Below are 18782 nucleotides of genomic sequence, written 5' to 3' on the forward strand. Positions count from 1 at the left end.
GACAACTGCATCTTCGGCTAAATTTTCCGCACATCCGTCTCAAAACCGGGACTTTTACATTTCAGGGTTATAGCGTAGTAATTGCAACAATATAACATCATTAAAAATAATAAGGTTCGGGGAACACATGTCACCCAGAAGACAGTTTTTAAAATATTCAGCGGCATTTGCCGCATCATCTACCGCTTTATCTTTATCTGCCCAGCAATTTGAGAGTCCCCCTGGTTCAGCTGAAACCGTGGCCAGGGATGAGCACTTTTGGCAAGTCGTACGCAGTCAGTTTGATGTGCAAAACGACATCATCAATCTGGAACAGGGCTACTGGGGAAAAATGGCTAATCCTGTTCAGCAAGCCTTCTTTGAACACACGAAGAAGGTCAATCATGCCATGTCCTGGTACGTGCGTAAGCAGTATAAAGCCGACTTTCTTGCCGCGCGGGAGTCTGTTGCTGACGCTTTGAAGGTTAAAACTCATGAGATCATGCTGACCCGCAATGCCACGGAATCATTTGTGAATTTGATCACTCAGTTCAATGATTTTAAGGCAGGTGATGAAATCTTGTGGGCAGATATCGATTACCCCGCCTACCAGGACATGATGGTCTGGTTAAGTGACAGCAGAAACGTTAAAGGTCACGAGTTATCACTTCCGGCCTCCGGTACAGATGATGATTATATTGATGTGTATCGCAAAGCATTTGAGCGCAATCCACGTATAAAACTGATGCTGCTTACTCATGTGAGCAATCAGCATGGCCTTGTTATGCCGGTTAAGCGTATTGCACAACTCGCGCGGGAACATGACATCTATGTTATCTGTGATACCGCTCAGTCCTGGGGATTACTCGACTTCACGCCGGATGAACTTGGTGTCGACTGGGCAATTTTCAATTTGCACAAATGGATTGGTTCACCGGTGGGTGTAGGCGCTCTGTATATGCGGGAACAAACCTTAGCACCTGTAATGCCCTTTCCGGGCGAAGATCCGGGCGACAATGACGTGGCTAACCGCGTACATCTTGCAACGTCTGACTTCGCCAGTTTCTTAAGCGTGCCAGATGCACTGGCATTTCACCACAAAATTGGCGGCAAAAATAAAGAAGCGCGGTTGCGGTATTTGTGGGAAAGCTGGACGTTACCGCTGAGGGAAAACCCTGAAGTTGAAATACTTGGCGCAGCCAGCTCAGATAATGCATCTGGTATGGGTGGCTTTCGTTTAAAAGGCAAAAGCAGTCCCGAAGAAAATCAGGTGTTACAAAAACGCCTGGAAGAAGATTTCGGTATTTTTACCGTTGTCAGAAATGACTTATCCAGCGGCAGCAATATCCGCGTGACACCGCAAATTTTCACGCCGGTTGCCCACATGCAGAAGCTGGCAGAAGCGATCACCACAATCGCAGGCTGACAACAGGGTGCATAAGCGCCCTGTTAGACCCCCTTCACCGTAATTGACGTAACATCACGTAATACCGCCACGTCGCTGAGCAGTTCGACAAAGCGCCTCACCTGTTGCGATTGCACAGGGGCGGCTTCTGGCAACTCACAATGTAACGTGGCATCACTAAGACGCTCGTACACGACTTCCCGTCCACCAAGGTCAGCAAACTGACCGGCATTCCTGATACGGTAATAATCATTAGCCAGTGTGATGGCGGGCATTGTAAGCAGTCCTTCATCTGTAACGCGACTGACATTGGCACATACCAGCGTTTCCAGTGCGTCACCAACCGTTTTGCTTTGAATGAAAGTAGCCAGCGGCTTAGGCCATTCACGACCCACATAACGCTGTCGCACCACTTCTTTTAAATGCGCGTCGGTAAAACGCAGATAGTCCGGCGCATCCAGAATGGTGTTATCCCAGTTTATCAGTCCCGCCTGCTTGCGGTATTGCCACTCTTTAGCATACACAGGGAACAAAGTATCGAAACGGGCAACTTGCTGCTGAATGATGGTATCTACCTGAGCGCTGCCATCATTGTTCAGGGTAACCACGCTGTAGCCTGGCTGATAGGCAGCCAGCGACGGCACCTGCACATTCACCAGCCCGCCTGTGTCTTCAGGTTGTGCAATGTCGTACAGGTGCATGTGCCCTGCCATGTGCAGCCGCAATCCGAGATCAGACAGGATCTGCGTTGTCGATGCTGACGGCATACGTTTGAGTTGCATACCGGTGTCTCCGAACAGCTCAGCCAGTTGTTTCTGTGTGTTGTCGTAGAAGTCCGCCATGGGAAAATGGCTGAATGCAATCAGGCGCTTGTCTTGCTCTTCTGCCCGCTTTACCACGCCGGCGATCCAGTCAATGAGCTCAGGTTTATAGTCCACCAGCGCGTTGTAACCTGCATTCCCTGAACCATTAAACTCCAGCGACGAAACCTTTCCTTCAGGTGTATACACATTAGCGTCTATAGCCAGTAACCAAAGGCCTTCTACCGGTTCAACCAGATAGCTGGCATCCGGCATAAAAATACAAGATTCCCCGTTCTCTTCAGTCGTATTGCTGTTCTCGCCCGTATCACTTTCCTCACTTCCGTTGCCGGGGTCGCACCAGCGCCAGCCGCGCTTACTGACATCGGCTGTCCCAAAGGGTGTTTCATACAACACATCCTGCGATGACGGGCTGAAGCCCTGTGATTTCAGGGTTTCCATGATGTCAGCATAGCCCCATTCCCGCAGTGCATTGCTGCATTGCCATGCCGATTTGTTCAGGCAGTCGGGGTGATCAGGACTCATCACTGCCACTTCTTTACCGCTGCGATGCAGGAAGTCTTTCTTTCCTCCGGCACGGGAGAAGGGGCGCACGGGATCGTGGTTGCCGGTGATTGTATAAAAGCGCATGCCGTATTTATTGGTGTATTCAGCCAGAATGTCAGCCAGCGCCCTCACATTGGCGGGCTGTCCGTCATCAGAAAAATCTCCGGGCAACGCCACCAGCTTAATGCCTTTGGCAGCAATCTCATCCAGTGCTGCGCGAAAAACAAAGTAGTTTTCATTGAACAGCCGGGTACTGTTGAGCTGTGCCTGCATGCTGCGCATCAACACCGGCGTTTGTGCTCCCTGCGAGCTGTCACCTGAGAGCGGGGTATCTGCTATCAGTGGCAGTTCAGATGCATCCAAATCTTTAGCTGCAGCGAAGAAATCATGCAAGTGAATGTCTGCAAGAAAAGCAATTTGAACCGGTGCAGGCGTGTTCCCTGCAGTCTTGTTTTGTTCAGAGGGAGACTTGTCTGTTCCGCACCCGGCGAGACTAATGAGTAAAAGGAAAATAACCGGAAATTTCATAAAAGAACCTGTTTATGGATGGCTGACAGTCCGCAAGCACCTGGCGATTATTAATTTACAGACGATAAAGACAAACGAACGGGGACAAATTTTGTCCCCTGATATGACTGCCGGTCAATTGGCTTAACTGTTAAGTACAATACTCACTTCACAGCCATCAGCAGTAAAGCGGTGCTGATAGGTCCAGCCAAGCTTGGCTGTGACCCTTTTTACCAGTTCCAGGCCGAGACCGTAACCTAATTCGTCGTTTCCTGCAGGATCATCGCACTGCTCCGCATCGTCTTCACGGTTGACGATCGTCAGGGTATGACCAGACTGGCTGATGGTGACGGTACCACTTTGGGTATGCTGAAATGCGTTACGGATAAGGTTACCGCATACAATGCGAAGGGCTGTCGGCGAAATAGAGCAAACAGCCTCATCAGTAGCAAGTTCCACGTTCACCTGTTTTCCGGTAAGCAAATACTGTAAATCCTGCACCAGCGCAGACAACATCCCTCCCGGCTGAATGTCAGATACGGCCAGTTCATCATGGTCCTGACGGCTAAGCCAAAGCAGGGTTTCAGTAAGATCGGTCATAGTGTGGGAAGCATGGTCAATGCGACGGATGGCGTTTGCGCCTTTTGACGGCCCTTTTTCTTCCAGTTTATGCAACAGCTCCACACTGGAACGGATCACCGCAATAGGTGTGCGAAGTTCATGGCTGGCGTGGGAAACAAACTCCCGCTCTCTCACCAGTCCTTCCCGCACATGTTGCAGGCTGGAGTGGACAATACCCGCCAACTCATTAAGCTCCTGATATTTGAATTCCGGCACGGGTTGTTCCAGTGTTTGCTCATTAAGCCCCTGTGCCCATAACCGCAATCGCTCCACAGGTCTCGATACGCTGCGCAGCAGGATCATCAGCACCCCTGCGAACAACACCAGTACGCCCAGCCCAAGGAGCATGGACCAGCCTTCATGGGAAATCATGAATTCAGGTTCGTCATCGAGTTTAAGAGAGTCAAATACCTGAGCTACGTACCGGTCGGGATATCTGCCATGACGATCGGAAATTTTTACCACAAATACGGCACTGGACGGCCTGAAGAAGATAAACGATCGCTCAACGGCTTTATGTAAATGGAATGGCCGGAGTTTGTCCGGGATGAATTTTGTTTTTACGCTGTCCGGAAAATCCTTCCAGTCGGCGGCAACAATAAAACTTAATACTTCTTTCGGTTTGCCCGGCTCAACCTTGATCTCTCTCGCGGCCGCTATCATGTTGCCACGCATGACGCCGTCCATGCCGGCAAAAAAATTCATCATTGCAAGGACACTGAAACCGGAGATGACGACTGTTCCCATTACCAGCAGGGCAATGAGAATATAGCGTCTCAAACTCAGACTGAAGCCACGAACCATACTATTGCGCTCCGGAAACTAATTTGAAACCTACACCGGTGGCAGACTGCACATCCAAACCGCTTTCTTTCCCCAGAGCCTTTCTCAAATGATGAATATGTACTTTCAGGCTATTGGAGTCCGGCCGGTTTTCGCCCCACACGGCCTGGGACAGCATTTCACGGGATACCGGCGCAGGATACGACCGCACCAGCTGTTCGAGTACGATAAACGCTGTAGGACTCATTTTCACCGGCTCACCTGCCAGCGTGGCAGTTTTTCCGTTCACATTCACACACAGTTCACCGCATCGCAATTGCTTTACCTGCCCGCTTCGTCGTAGCGACAGCGCCTGCAAACGCGCAACCAACTCAGCCATGGCGAAGGGTTTTACCAGATAATCATCAGCCCCTTTAGCAAACCCTGCCAGCTTGTCATCTAACTGATCCCGTGCGGTGAGCATGATAACCGGCGTATCGTCGCCCTTTTCACGTAACCGTTCACACACAGACAGGCCATCCAGTCTCGGCAGATTAATGTCCAGAATAACTACGGCATATTCGTTTTCAGCCAGAAAATTCAGTGCCGCCACACCGTTACTGGCATGATCGCAGTCGAAATCTTCCAGTGCCAGATAATCAACAATGTTCCCGGCTAAATCTAAATCGTCTTCAACCAGCAGTAATGTGGTCATCACGGTCTCCGAAACGTTTTCTTAAATGCTCACGGCCACGCACCATCAAGCTTCGCACATCTTCATTAATTAACACCAGTGCAGGAATTAACAACAGGGTGATGACAGTAGCAAACAGAATACCATAGCCCAGCGATGCTGCAGCAGGGATCAGAAACTGTGCCTGTTTGGAGGTTTCCCCCAGAATAGGATACAGCCCTGCAAACGTCGTCACGGATGTCAGCAATACTGCCCGCAGGCGGCTGCTGCATGACTCGATAATGGCGTCCTGCACATCGGCACCAAAACGGCGTAACTCGTTATAACGGGAAACCAGCAGCAACGAATCGTTCACCACCACGCCGCTGAGGGCAAGAATACCGTTCAGAGACAACAGACTCATCATCAAACCGTTACTCCAGTGACCGAGGATAGCGCCTACCACACCAAAGGGGATTGCCATCATAATGATCACCGGCTGAACATAAGATTTAAGCGGAATGGCAAGCAAAGCGTAAATGGCCACCAGTGCCAGGATAAACACCGTTTCCATAGAGCTTTGTGTTTCTTCCTGCTGTTCTGCTTCACCGGCAAAATGCACTGACAAATCCGGATACTGGCGGGTAAGCACCGGCACCAGTTCACTGTTCAGTTTTTCCACCAGCTCAGTGGAGGTGATTTCATCACTGACAACGGATGCAGAGACAGTAAGCGCCCGCAAACCATCAATCCGGGTGATTTGCTTCTGCTGGCTGTCAGGGATAATACGGGCAACCACGTCCAGCGGTACCACAGTGCCGTCGTTCAAACGCACTCTGGCGTTCAGGATATCGGCAGGGTTTGCCCGGTCATCTTCAGGGTAACGTACCCGCACTTTTACTTCGTTTTTATCGCGCAGATAGCGCTGTACAATTTCACCACCAAATGCACGCAGCAGCTGCTGTGACAAGCTTTTGGTGTCCATGCCCAGTGCGCGGCCCTGCGGCGTCAATTCGAAACGCAACATGGCTTCCCCCGGTGTCAGTGAGCTTTCTACACTGTGCACACCATCGATGTTAGCCAGCGCTTCACGGAACGCAGCTTCTGCTGCCGTCAGCGTACTGTCACTGATGCTCTTCAGCTCCACCTGGAAGGCGTTTACCATTTCCCTGCGGGACTGAATTTTTAATTGCTTCACCCCTTCAGGTTCACCGGCAAGCTCACGCCATTTCGACGCCAGTTCATCCAGCGAGTAAGGTTGACCCTCTGCCAGTGAAACAATGATGCTGCCACTCTGATCACCGGACGCCGTCACCTGCAAATTGGCGATGCCTGAACCTTCAAGGCCCAGATTATTCATCAGAAAATCATCCGCTTGATTAAGTGTGCTTTCGAGCCGTGTCAGGTTTTTCTCGTTCTGACCGAAGCTGGCATCACTCTGCAACGTCATTGACGCTTCCACTGTGTCTCCCGGCATACTGGGGAAAAAGCCTACCCGCACCACACCGTTCATTGGCATACCAATCACCAGAATAAACAGAGCGACAAACAGCATGACGGCGGCATAGCGATATTGAATGGCTTTGCGCAGCGCCGGCTGATACATCCGTTCGTTGAAGAAGTTTAAACCGCGATCAGCACCGCGCTGCACTTTGCCCCACAGATCAGCAATGCCCTTACGGGGTTTTCTGTGTGTCGGTAAATGGGCCAGGTGAGAAGGCAAAATGAGTTTTGATTCCACCACCGACAGCAGCAGACAGATGGTAACAATCATGCCGAACTGGGAATAAAGCTTACCCAGCCCGCCTTCCACGTTAGACAATGCAAAGAACGTCGCAACAGTCGTCAGTACCCCGAACAATGTAGGTACGGCAACCCGCATGGTGCCTTTTATGGTGTTTTGCAGCGTGTCTCCGTATTTTTGCCTGGTAGCGTAGACACTTTCTCCCACCACCACGGCATCGTCCACCACGATACCCAGCGCCATAATAAACCCGAAGGTGGTCATTTCGTTGATGGTCATATCAACGAAGCTGTCAGTCATGAAAAACAGGGTACCAAAGAAGATAAACGGCAAACCGGCGGCCACCCAGAATGCCACGCGAAGATTCAGAAACACTGCCAGCGTGATAAACACAAGCACAATGCCTGACAGCGCATTCTTAGTCAGCAGGGCGAGGCGGTCGGTAATCATGGTGCTGCGGTCATACCAGGTTTCCAGCTCTACGCCTTCCGGTAACAGACCCCGCTCATGCCATTCTTCCACCACGCTTTTCGCCTGTGCCACCATGTTCACCACATCGCCGTTTTCATCCATCACGATTTGGATACCATAGCCGTTCACACCATTGTACCGGGCCAGCGTGTAGGCATCATCGGCAAACATGTCGGTCACGTCAGCCACATCACCGATTGTCAGGAATGTGCCGCTGTCGTCGGCCAGTAGCGGAATGTTGGCAAAATCTTCTGCGTAATAAGCCTGTTCAGAGGCCTTAAGGCGGATCACCTTCTCTTTGTTCCGCAGGCTGGTTGTAAGAGCGGTAGCCGACTCCTGATTAATGGCATCAGCGATATCAGACATGGTCAGTCCGTATGCCTGTAACTTAGCCTCATCAATTTCGATGGACATCATGGGGTCAATAAAGTTAGGCGTACTGACCTCACGAATTCCGTCTTTGGCGAGTAAATCCCGCTCCAGCTGATCGCCCAGTTGTTGCAATGTGGCGTGGTCAGTATCACCGTAGAGCTGCACCCAAATCACGTGATCCTGCCTGCGGCCTTTGGATATCACCGGCTTTTCTGCATCAGACGGAAAATTGAAGATACTGTCTACCTTGGTTTTCACATCCGTAAGCAGCGTATCAAGATCGTAATCACTTTCCTTTTCAATCTGTACATTACTGCCACTGGCTGTAGACGTAGAGGTAATGCGCTTAATCCCGGGCACACCTTCCAGCGCATTTTCGATATTAATCGCAATGCCCTCTTCGGCCTGTACCGCGTCACCACTGTCGTAGGTCATGGAGACATTGATAAAGCGGGGATCCATGCTGGGGAAAGCTTCTTTACGGATATCACCCAAAGACGCAAGACCAACAATGATCATTCCCAGCATTAACAGATTTGCCGCCACCGGGTTGCGGGCAAACCAGCCGATGATACTGCTGTTATTCGCCGCCATTGCTGACCTCCGCTACCGGATTCACTTTCATATTAACGAGGTAACTGTTCAGCGGCCGCACAACCACTTTCGCACTCTCCATGCCGGCAACCGGTGTAATGTAGGCGTGACCGTTTTCCATAAACAATACCTGCGGAGTAAATTTATCCAGCGTATTATTTTGCGTGACGTACCAGACTTCCTGTTTCTGCGAAATTGCAGAAGACGGAATTTGCCACACATCCTGCCACTCACGGCCGGCAATTTCTGCTACCACATACGTACCAAAATACAGCGGAGATGCCTGAGCAAGCGGGTCGTTGACTACCACGATCGCGCTTCGTTGACGGGATGTGGTGTCCAGATGCTGCTCTACCCGTTCAACCACACCTTCCCAGCGGGTTAAACCGTCCATGTCGGTCAGTGTGACCGGCCAGGGCGCTTGTTTCAGTGTCGCCGGTGACGGCAGATTGTTCCACTGTGTCGCTGACAGCGGTATGGCGATTTCTGCCACATTCGTGGCATACAATGCAGCAATTTCAGCGCCCGACTGCACAAAGCTGCCGGGCTGAATGCTACGGGTTACCACCACACTGTTAAACGGTGAAGTAATTTGAGTAAAGGCCAGGTCACGCTGCGCCTGCGCCAGCGCTTTTTCTGCCTGGGCAACTGTAGCTTCTGCCGCAGCGAGTTGCGGTCCGCGCAGAACCAGAGAAGATGACGGCTCACCTTCCAGTCCGGAGCGTTGCCATTCAGACAATGCCTGCTGACCCTGTAAGCGTTCTTCTTCCAGCGCCACCTTTGCGTCTTCCAGCGTAGCCTGTGCTGCTGCTACGGCCTGTTCATAATCGGTATTGTCGATGATGGCCAGCACATCCCCTTTATCAAACTGTGCGCCGGTTTCAAACCGTTTACTCAACGACTGTACCTGTCCCGACACCTGCGCAGATAACGTCAGATTAAAACGGGGATTTACCTGACCATAACCTTCTACATTGGCCTTATGAGACTTTGCTGCCACACTGACCACGCCCACTTCAGGAATGGTAGTGTTTTGCTGTTGCCCTGCGCCCGGCATATTGCCTGCCGGTGCACCCGGCTGTGTCTTTTCTTTGCCATTTTCTTTGCCGGCAGAATCAGGCTTTGCCGCAGAAGCAGAAGACGGCGGTCCCGGTGGTGCACCATTCCCACCAATTAACATAACAGCGAGAATGACCACGCAGACTGCGCCCAGAGTGATGAAAAGGGTTTTACGTTGCTGACTCATGACGATACTCCAAGGCCGAGTGCCAGCCCTAAATCGATACGGTTTGAAAGTTGATTGCGCTGAAGCTGAACCAGTTGTGCTTCAAGGGAATAGGTAGTCTGGGTAACCGACAATAAATCGAGAATATCACTCAGGCCCTGACGGTACTGACTGGTGTAGTTATCCTGACTGCGCCGGGAGTTACTGTAAGCCTGACTGATATGCTGTTGCCGGCGCTGATAGCTGTTTTCCAGATCCAGAGTTGCCTGCACTTCCTGTACAGCGGTAAGCAGGGTGTCCTGATAGTTCCACCAGCTGTTCAGTGTATCCAGCTCTGCCAGCGCGATATTGGCCCGCAGCTCACCGCCCTGAAACAGCGGTGCTGTAATACTGCTCAGCAAGCTCCACACAGGTTCTTTAAACAACGACAGCGCGGGTGTTGCGCCTGAGTCACTCAGGGCTGCATTAATATTCAGTGACGGCAGTAATTGCTTGTACGCCACTTTTTCAGAGGATTCGTTAGCTTTAATCTGATAATACGCCGCCATCAGATCAGGACGCCGTGCCAGGTCCTGTTCCGGAAATGCAGCCAGCGGCAATACAACATCAGGGAACGACTCGCTGATGGCAACATCAGCCAGTGACATATCGCTGCGCCCCAGCAAAACCGCCAGCGCACGTTTTGAACTGGCCAGATTATTTTCATATTCAGCAATATTGGCCCGTGACGTTGCACTGCTGGTACGGGCTGTATCCAAATCTGCCAGTGTGCCCAGACCGGTGCGGTAACGGTTTAAAATGATGTTCTCGCTGTTCTCCAGCGCGGCCAGCTTCTTCTTTTCAATATCCAGAATTTTCTGCTGGCTGATGATATCGAGGTAGCTCTGCATCACACTGGCCGCCAGCGTGGCCCTTGCCGACTGCAACGCCGCCGCATTACTGCGGGTAGTAAAAGCCGCAGCATCTACGCTGTCACCGATGCGGTTCCAGATATCAATTTCCCAGCTGACATTCACCGAAGCACTGTAGGAGGTGTCAGTATTTTCACTGTTATTACCGGACAAGCTGGCCGATGCCTGTGGCAGGCGGGACGCATTGGCAGACGTCTCCCGTATTTTTGATTGCTTCAGTGTAATGAGTGTTTGCTGCAGACCGGGGTTGTGCACTATCGCCTCGTCCACCAGCGCCTGCACGGCTTCTACCGGCAACAACTGGTCAAGACTGGCTGTTCTCACAGCAGAGTCTGACTGAGGCAACCAGGAAACCGTGTTCCCCATTTCCTCAGTCACCCGTTCACTTAATGCTTTATCAGTGGTGTCTCCGGTGCTGGCACACCCAGACAGTATTAATGCGATGCTCACTGTGAGCACCGGCAAATTCATCTTCATTACTACACCCGGTTTACTCGTATGCTGCAACATTACATCAGTCAGGGTTAAGGCCGGGTTAACGCCCTGATTGCACCGTTTAATATGGGCCAGTCAGAACCCGGGCGGGTGAAATTGCACGGGGCATAGGATAAACTTGCGGGGTTGTTGAATTAGCAGGTTTTATTCATTGGATACTTTAATCACCCCCCTTTCTGAACTCATTAAAATTGCCGTTGCGCCGGTATTTTTGCTTGCCGGTATCGCCGGCTTTCTGAACGTGATGTCTGGCCGTCTGGGTCGTATTTCCGACCGCGTACGGGTAGCTGAACGGAATATCCAAACCTTTGCTGATGCTGAGCGGATCCAGAAAAACAAACGTGAAATTATTATGCTGTGGCGCAGAGTGGGTGTGATTAACTGGGCGATCGGCCTGTGTGTGACCGCAGGTTTACTGGTGTGCTCGGTGATTGTTACTTTGTTTTCCGGTGAATTATGGCGCATCAATCTCGATACGCTGGTCATCACACTGTTTATTCTGGCAATGGCATCACTGATATCAGCTTTACTGGTATTTCTGGTAGAGGTGCGGCTTGCTACCAAAACCATCGAATACACCCGTAACGTACACTGAGAGTGCGGCTGGCTGACAGCATTGCGCTGTCAGCCCTTACTGTTTATGTCCAGGAAACGATGCCGGCCGCATTAAAATACGCAAGATAAGCGACAACCATCAACTGCAGCACAACGAATATCAGCACAAAGCCCTTCAGCCAGCGGGATGCATCTGAACGGCTGTAAATGACCGACTGAATGCCTGCCCATACTGTCACCAAAGGCAGAACAACAGAGCTGATAAACAAGACAACCGACATTAAACTGGGTGCCGCCAGATAAGCAAAGGGATTGCTCATGCCAATGCCGAGCGAGAGCAGAAAAACAAATGCACTGACCGCTGACAGTGACATCCACTTACGTAGTTGTTTTTCGTGTACCGTGGTAATTTTCCCCCTGGCGTTATTTATCAGCCAGACCGGTGTATACAACAGCGCAATAAGTAAGAAGATTAGCCAGGCAGATAACACGACCTTATCGGCAACAGCGTTGAAGGCTGAGACTTTCACCAGTACGCGATCACCGTAATGAACAACCTCACCGGCAAGGGGATCCGTGGCCGCTGCCATCACAATCTCACCCTTTTCGTTTTGCCAGCGATTGTCACCGGCGTAGGTTAATTCCCGGTTCCAACCCGGCGGAAACACGCTGGACAGCTTAGCTCCGTCATCCTCCACATGGATCATAACGGGAGCGACCAGACGCTCGATAAAATACTGCTTTTCTATACGGGTATTAATAAACCGGTAGTAGCCGGACTTTTGCCTCCATTCATCCGGTACCGGCTGACTTATCACTGAAGGGGTATCTGTCTGCGAAACCAGGAAGTCACTGATTTTTCTTCCCGCCTTATACAGCACTCTGGCATCATCGCTGTTCTGCAAAATCACAAACCCGTATCCACCCTCCGGAGAATACACCAGCTCTGATGTCCAGCCGGTTAACGCCCCGTCATGCCCCCGGTAGGCATATCCGCCGTAGTAGCGGGCAAAATTATAGATGCCGTAACCACCATCGAATTGATGCACATTCGTGGTATCACTTACCTCCATGCGGTTGACACTGTCTATGCTGAGCAGTGGCGAACCGCGTCCGGTAAAGAATGCCAGCAGCTTAGCCTGATCATTGATACTGGATGAGACGCCGCCTGACGGATACATCAACAGGTGTTGATGAGGCACAACCTGACCACCGCTGACGCCGGATGCAGCATCGCTGTCTTGCTCAGGCTCTGCGTAAAACGTATTTTCAAATCCAAGGGGAACAAAGAGGGTATCGCGGATATAGTCTGTAAAAGGCTGACCGGTTACCTGTTCTATCAGCATAGCGATGACCACCGCCGCGGAATTAGAGTACGCATGACGGGTGCCGGGCGCCCAGCGGGATACCCTGCTGTCAGGATTTATCCCGAAAGCTTCACTGAGGGGCATGACATCAGCGTTGTCGTACACGTGTTCCTTCAGCGACAAATCATCCCAGCCGGTGGTACTTTCAAGTAAATGCTTTACTTTCAGCGGATGAGTCTCTTGCCAGGGGTTTTCAAATTGAAGATCAGGCAAAACGTCCCTGACATTGTCTTCAGGATTGATGCGTCCCTGTTCAATAAGTCGCATAGCAGCGATACCCACGAACATTTTACTGATGGAAGCAATACGGTAAGTCGTGGAAGGCGTTACCGCCTGAGATGAGCCGGGCGCTTTTACCCCGAAGGTATTAATATGGGCGGCCTGGCCGGGTTGAATGACAGCCCAGGCCATTGAGGGAATGTGGCTGTCTTCTAAGATTTCTTCAATAGCAGCGTCGAGTTCATCCACAGAGGCCGGCACACTGTCACCGGCCGCACTGAGAGCAGGGAAAAGCATAATAAAAGCGAGCCAGCACATCGCCGGCAGACGGGAGACACGGGTCATACAAATATCCTTTTGCAAATTGTAATTCTTTTACTGGCCAGTCCCGGACCAAAGACACCGCTATATTTGCTGCTCAGAGAACAGCGCTAATCCATATCGACAATCTGATCCTTGCCTGAATATTTAGCACGGTATAACCGTGCATCAGCTTTATCTACCAGCTGTTCCAGATTCTGCATCTCTTCCGCACACACGCCTATGCTGCAGGTAAGATTGAGACGATGCTCGGTGAACTCATGCTCGCGGACTCTTGTCAGAAAAATATTCAAATCGTCCAGCAAAGCAGCATAATCACGGGTGGAAATCACAGTGAATTCCTCACCGCCATAGCGGGCATAGAGATCTTTACCGAAACAATCTCCCATCAGACTGGCAAATTCCTGTAACAGATGGTCGCCGGTTTTGTGTCCGTAGGTATCATTAACCTGTTTAAAGTCATCAACGTCAATCATGGCTACAGTAAGCCCGCCCAGACGCCCTTCATTTTTGAACAGTGCCTCACCCTGTTCAAACAGGTAACGCCGGTTGTATGTTTTTGTCAGCGGGTCCAGATTCGCGGAATCGCGGATGGTGACCAGCATCTCCTGGGCTTCGAGGTTTTGTAGCACCCGGCAGAAGAACTCTTCGTGATAAAACGGCTTACTCAGGAAGTCATTAGCGCCGCTTTTAATGAACTTGGCAGATAACACACTGTTACCGTTGGCAGATAAACCAATAAACACCAGGTCCTGGAAGTTACGATCCTGACGCACGGCTTTAACCAGTTCAAAGCCGTCCATATTCGGCATCATGTAGTCAGAGATAACCAGTTTAATATCCGGATTTTCAGCCAGTACCTGCAACGCTTCCACTCCGTCAAATGCTGACAACACCTGAAAACGGAATTTGCGCAGAAAAGCACACAGGTAAGAGTTGCTGGTAGTGGAATCATCAACCACCAGTACTTTGGTGGTCAGATTTTTACGCAGGCGGTCAATCAGCTTGATAACCTGCATGTAAGAATAGCGGGATTCTTTAGTGATGTAGTCCAATACGCCTTTGTCGATGAGAGAGGTACGTAATGTCTCATCAAAGTTACCGGTCAGTACGGCCGTAGGCACGTCATGAGAGAGCATCAGCTCTACGATTTCACCACGCGGAGCGTCGGGCAGGTTCAGGTCGACTATCGCTGCCAGAAATTCTTCGCCGCTATCCAGCTTTTGCTTTGCTTCAGCATAATCCGAACACAGCACACTGTGAAAGTGGGGGTTATCTTCCACCAGCTTATTTAAAATTTTACGGACTATCTGACTGTCTTCGACAACGAGAATTTTAAACATAACTACAACCTGAACAACTTGTCATACCAGCATAACCAATAAAAAAGAATAATGCGTTAACAAAATACGAAAGTTATACTGATGTATAACCTTCGCAGCCATTAATCTTCCCTGGCTAATGCGTCGAGTACAGCAAACAATACGTTTGCACCCACCCGCGACACTTCCTGATCGTAGATATGCTCTACATTTACGCCTTCCTGCCCGCCGGCAAGATCGCTGATTGCACGAATTATAACCCAATCTACATCATTTATCGTGCAAACCTGACCGACTGCTGCAGATTCCATTTCTGTCACTTCGGCTTTAAATACATCACGTGTCCACTGGCGGTATTCGCGGTTATCCAGAAATACCGAACCGGTCACGCCGTTACCGCCTACCGTTAATTTTGCTTTGCGTTCGCCCAGAATCATCTGGTCCGGTAAGGCCAGCATGGCACTTCTTGCTGCATCCAGCAAACGGGGAGTCGCAGAGAAATAAGCCGTATCCACCGGCTCATTCAGGCCGTCTTTAATGATCAGCACTTCGTCTGGCTGGATGAAGTGAAAGTTCTTGTATGCCGGCAGGTGCGGGTCCACTTGTCTGCGCTCCGGCTGCTCCTGCAAAAATCTGGCGTAATATTCCGGCAACACGTAATTGCCCGGGTTTTGTTTATCTGGATTGGTGTACACGCTTTCATCATGATAGTACCAGCGCTCAGGCACAATCACGTCACCGGGCTGCCAGTCCGGATTCACCGCGCCGGCAATCCCCATGTACACCACCTGTTTCACAGGAAAATAATCGAAAGCCATCTGCATGGTCAGTGCAGCATTGGCGATACTCATGCCCGTCGCAAATACAAGAATGGGTTCGTCATGATATTTACCTATACGGTAAGTCACACCTTTGTACTTCACGACCTGCGTGATCTGAGCGCCGGGATCAGCCTCGATACGGCCCAGAATCCCCTTCATTTCAGGCCCGTATGCCACCACGACGGCAGTAAAACCTTCCTGTTGAAACTGCTTTGGTCCGAAAGCTTCCGTTGAAAGCGTGGTATCAGCGGGGGCTACTACGGCGGGCGTTGCACAGCCACCCAGCATCAGCAACGAAAATAATGCAAAAACCAGTGAGCGGGCACCGGTGATGGAAAGGGTCATAGATAAAATCCGGATGTGTAAAAAGAATTAAGGATTTTAAGCGGAAATACTAAAGAAACACAATGCGCAGTTACCCCGTCAGTGAGCGGTAACTGCGCTGCCATTTAGCTAAAAATAAATGGTTTACAGAGGTAATACTTCCATTACCAGAACGAACATACCACGGCGTTTCTGCGCCGGTGCTTTTGCGTTGTCATCTTCAAACTCAGCTTCCAGCCAGTACATGCCCGGTTCCTCAAAGGTAACTGCAATCTGGCCGTCAGCGTCAGTTGTAAGGTTCATCGCATCGTCAGTATCACGATACTTTTCACCGTCTTTTACAATAGTCACTTTCGTGCCGGTGGCTGCACCGCCATCCATCAGAAATCCAAGGCTGATTTCTTCACCGGTATACAGGTCATTCGGATGCGTTTTACCATCCAGCTCCAGGCCTTTACCTGAAGGTTTGATGGCGTCTTCTGAAGGTTCACCCAGAGTAGCAAATACGTTAATCCGGCGTGATGATTCAACCACTTCCAGACCGTCTGCTTTTTTCGGTACCGCTTTGTTGAATTCTTCCAGCGTGCCGGTTTTACCGCGACCGGGCCACATCTGACGCTTGCCGTCTGCGTCTTTCCAGAATGCCATCAGCGACTGGGATGCCGTTTCAACACGGTACGTGCCTTCTTCCTTCACATTGATGTCGAAAACACTGCGGTAGCGCAGTTTCTGTTCGTGCTGCTTCGCCACTTCTTTACCGGAAGGCGAAGTCACCGTAATACCTTCTGTGCCCAGTGCGAAGTGATCAGGAGTAAAAATGCCGTTTGCTACGGCAGCATCGAAGCTGATCCACTCGTCATCGCCGGACACAACAGTGGTTGTCGGCTTAATCCATGCACGGTGAGCCAGTGCCGGTGTTGCGATTAAAGACAAGGCAACAACGCCGGTACCGATCAGATGTTTAATTTTCATTTATGGCTCCAAAGTTAATTCAATTTCAGACAGTTCCTGATCACCTTCTGCAACCTGATGTTGCGATGCAGAAACAGGCAATGTGACAGGCACGCTTAATACTTCACGGCCACCCAGTTCCCGGGCAGCTTCAACGTACAGGGTGTATTCTCCGGCAGGAATATTATCGAACTGTCCGGACAAGTCGATGGTGTGCTCACCGGGACGACGGGTGGCACCACTTATACCGTCCATCGGTAAATCGGCGCTGCGGCCACTGCGACGCCACCACAGGCGCAAATCTTTCAGCCATTTCTCGCCTTTACCGTTTTCCATTTCCACGTCATACCATACGGCAATGTCTTTTACCCGCTTCTGCTTCGCATCAGCCAGCCAGACGGCAACATAAGGTGCATGATATTCGGCCACAGATAAACGGGGCAAGGTAACCTTTACTTCACTGGCATGAGACAAAACAGGAAAAACAGCGAGAGATAAAGACAGAACGGTACCAGCTAACCCACGGCGTTTTGCTGATGACAATTGGCGTACCACGGTACATCCCATTAACAGACACTCCTTAAATGAACAATTTTAATGTCAGCGCACATTCATATTCCCGGTATATTCCGGGTCGGAATCTTCCCCTTTCTCCTGATAAGCCCGCCGGAACAAGCTGTTTATCCCGTTGTCCTACAGATTGAACGTGATGGAATCGACTCTTTCAGCCTGCACCCTTATTCTGGCTGAGTAAGGATTATCAAGAAATGAGAATTATTTCCATTTAGACTAAACTGACTCGCATGAATTCTCAACTCATTTCTTCTGAGATTTCACAGGAATCATTCGCTATATGAACACCAAGCTTCTCCGTTCGCTGCAAATTTTCGTTGAAGTTGCTAATACCAGCAACATGAGTATCGCAGCCAAAAAACTTCACATGACCGTGTCTGCCATCAGCCAGCAGTTGCGCAAACTGGAACAGGAAATCGGACTCAGTCTGTTTAACCGTAACACCAGACACATCAGCCTGACAGAGGCCGGTCACATTTATTATAAAACCAGTATGGAACTTATCCGTGTGGCAGAAGAGGCTCAGCACCAGATTGAGCAACTTCAGGAAACACCCTCAGGCCGCTTACGTATTGTCGCGCCGGAAGGGTTCGGTGGTGGTCTGCTGAGTAAACCTTTGCAGGCATTACTGTCTGAATTTCCGAAAATTAAAGTGGCACTGGAATTAACCAGCCAGACTACTGATGTCATTGCCAGCGGTGCGGATCTTGCGATTTCATTGCAGGAAGTAAACGACGTCAATCTGCACTGCCGTCATCTGGCCACCTGGGATCTGATTGTCTGTGTGGCAGCAAACCATCCGCTGGCAGATCTGGATACCGTTAACAGTACTGATTTAGCACCCCATGCGTATATTTCTCATCCGGGAATGCGGGATTATGTGGAATCACAGGAAGGAAAAGATAAAGCTCTGCCTAATCCGCCCCGTCTGATGGTGGACTCGGTACAAGCTTTGATCCGCCTGACTCTGGATGGCCTTGGTTATGCCGTGCTGCCTGAGCCGGAAGTCAGAGAGTACATTGAAACTGGCAAACTGGTAAACATTCTGCCTGAATGGAAAGCGTCGAAATATGATGTCTACGCGGTTGCACCGAAGCATGATGCAACACCAGTAAAAACACTGGCTGCGGTTAAGTGTTTGCAGGAATCTTTTTCACTGATATAGAACGCTTTGTTCTAAATGAAAAAAGGCCGGTTAAACCG

General features: G+C 50.5%; 14 protein-coding genes. 3 read left to right on the plus strand and 11 right to left on the minus strand.

Annotation, left to right across the window (positions count from 1 at the left end):
• Positions 1–127 precede the first annotated feature (127 nt).
• The gene (locus J3369_RS20000; RefSeq protein ID WP_349590274.1) at positions 128–1405 is read left to right on the plus strand and encodes an aminotransferase class V-fold PLP-dependent enzyme; all 1278 of its coding nucleotides are present in this window, start codon (positions 128–130) and stop codon (positions 1403–1405) included.
• Positions 1406–1428: 23 nt separating this feature from the next.
• Here the strand turns inward: J3369_RS20000 and J3369_RS20005 are convergent, their stop codons facing one another.
• The 6 genes from J3369_RS20005 to J3369_RS20030 form a co-directional block, all read right to left on the minus strand.
• A complete protein-coding gene (locus J3369_RS20005) occupies positions 1429–3279 on the minus strand; it encodes a metallophosphoesterase family protein (RefSeq protein ID WP_349590277.1) in 1851 nt (616 codons plus the stop codon).
• Positions 3280–3402: 123 nt separating this feature from the next.
• Positions 3403–4683, minus strand: coding sequence for a sensor histidine kinase (locus tag J3369_RS20010; protein ID WP_349590279.1), 1281 nt, complete (start codon positions 4681–4683; stop codon positions 3403–3405).
• Position 4684: 1 nt separating this feature from the next.
• Positions 4685–5356, minus strand: a complete 672-nt coding sequence (locus J3369_RS20015; RefSeq protein ID WP_349590281.1) for a response regulator transcription factor — start codon at positions 5354–5356, stop codon at positions 4685–4687.
• On the minus strand, positions 5334–8495 hold the full coding sequence (locus J3369_RS20020; protein ID WP_349590284.1) for an efflux RND transporter permease subunit: 3162 nt from the start codon (positions 8493–8495) through the stop codon (positions 5334–5336). Before J3369_RS20020 ends, J3369_RS20015 begins: the two co-directional genes overlap by 23 nt.
• Positions 8482–9741: an efflux RND transporter periplasmic adaptor subunit gene (locus tag J3369_RS20025; RefSeq protein ID WP_349590287.1), complete on the minus strand. Its 1260-nt coding sequence runs from the start codon at positions 9739–9741 to the stop codon at positions 8482–8484. Before J3369_RS20025 ends, J3369_RS20020 begins: the two co-directional genes overlap by 14 nt.
• The gene (locus tag J3369_RS20030; protein WP_349590290.1) at positions 9738–11108 is read right to left on the minus strand and encodes a TolC family protein; all 1371 of its coding nucleotides are present in this window, start codon (positions 11106–11108) and stop codon (positions 9738–9740) included. Before J3369_RS20030 ends, J3369_RS20025 begins: the two co-directional genes overlap by 4 nt.
• A gap of 169 nt (positions 11109–11277) precedes the next feature.
• On the opposite strand from J3369_RS20030, the gene J3369_RS20035 reads away from it, so the two are divergent.
• Positions 11278–11721, plus strand: a complete 444-nt coding sequence (locus J3369_RS20035; protein WP_119502960.1) for a DUF2721 domain-containing protein — start codon at positions 11278–11280, stop codon at positions 11719–11721.
• Between the two features lie 43 nt (positions 11722–11764).
• Here the strand turns inward: J3369_RS20035 and J3369_RS20040 are convergent, their stop codons facing one another.
• From J3369_RS20040 to J3369_RS20060, 5 genes are all read right to left on the minus strand, one after another.
• Positions 11765–13612 (minus strand): serine hydrolase domain-containing protein, encoded by a 1848-nt coding sequence (locus tag J3369_RS20040; protein ID WP_349590293.1) that lies wholly within the window; start codon positions 13610–13612, stop codon positions 11765–11767.
• A gap of 86 nt (positions 13613–13698) precedes the next feature.
• Entirely contained in the window at positions 13699–14931 is a 1233-nt protein-coding gene (locus J3369_RS20045; RefSeq protein ID WP_349590296.1) for a diguanylate cyclase, read from the minus strand.
• A 101-nt stretch (positions 14932–15032) separates the two neighbouring features.
• Positions 15033–16076, minus strand: a complete 1044-nt coding sequence (locus J3369_RS20050; RefSeq protein ID WP_349590299.1) for a 5'-methylthioadenosine/S-adenosylhomocysteine nucleosidase family protein — start codon at positions 16074–16076, stop codon at positions 15033–15035.
• Between the two features lie 123 nt (positions 16077–16199).
• Positions 16200–17027, minus strand: a complete 828-nt coding sequence (locus tag J3369_RS20055) for a DUF4198 domain-containing protein (protein ID WP_119502963.1) — start codon at positions 17025–17027, stop codon at positions 16200–16202.
• The gene (locus J3369_RS20060; protein WP_349590301.1) at positions 17028–17573 is read right to left on the minus strand and encodes a DUF2271 domain-containing protein; all 546 of its coding nucleotides are present in this window, start codon (positions 17571–17573) and stop codon (positions 17028–17030) included.
• 286 nt (positions 17574–17859) lie between these two features.
• Between J3369_RS20060 and J3369_RS20065 the strand changes: the two genes are divergently transcribed.
• The gene (locus J3369_RS20065; protein ID WP_349590303.1) at positions 17860–18744 is read left to right on the plus strand and encodes a LysR family transcriptional regulator; all 885 of its coding nucleotides are present in this window, start codon (positions 17860–17862) and stop codon (positions 18742–18744) included.
• Positions 18745–18782 lie beyond the last annotated feature (38 nt).

It is taken from the genome of Alteromonas sp. NFXS44 (assembly GCF_040148705.1).
GTDB lineage: Bacteria > Pseudomonadota > Gammaproteobacteria > Enterobacterales > Alteromonadaceae > Alteromonas.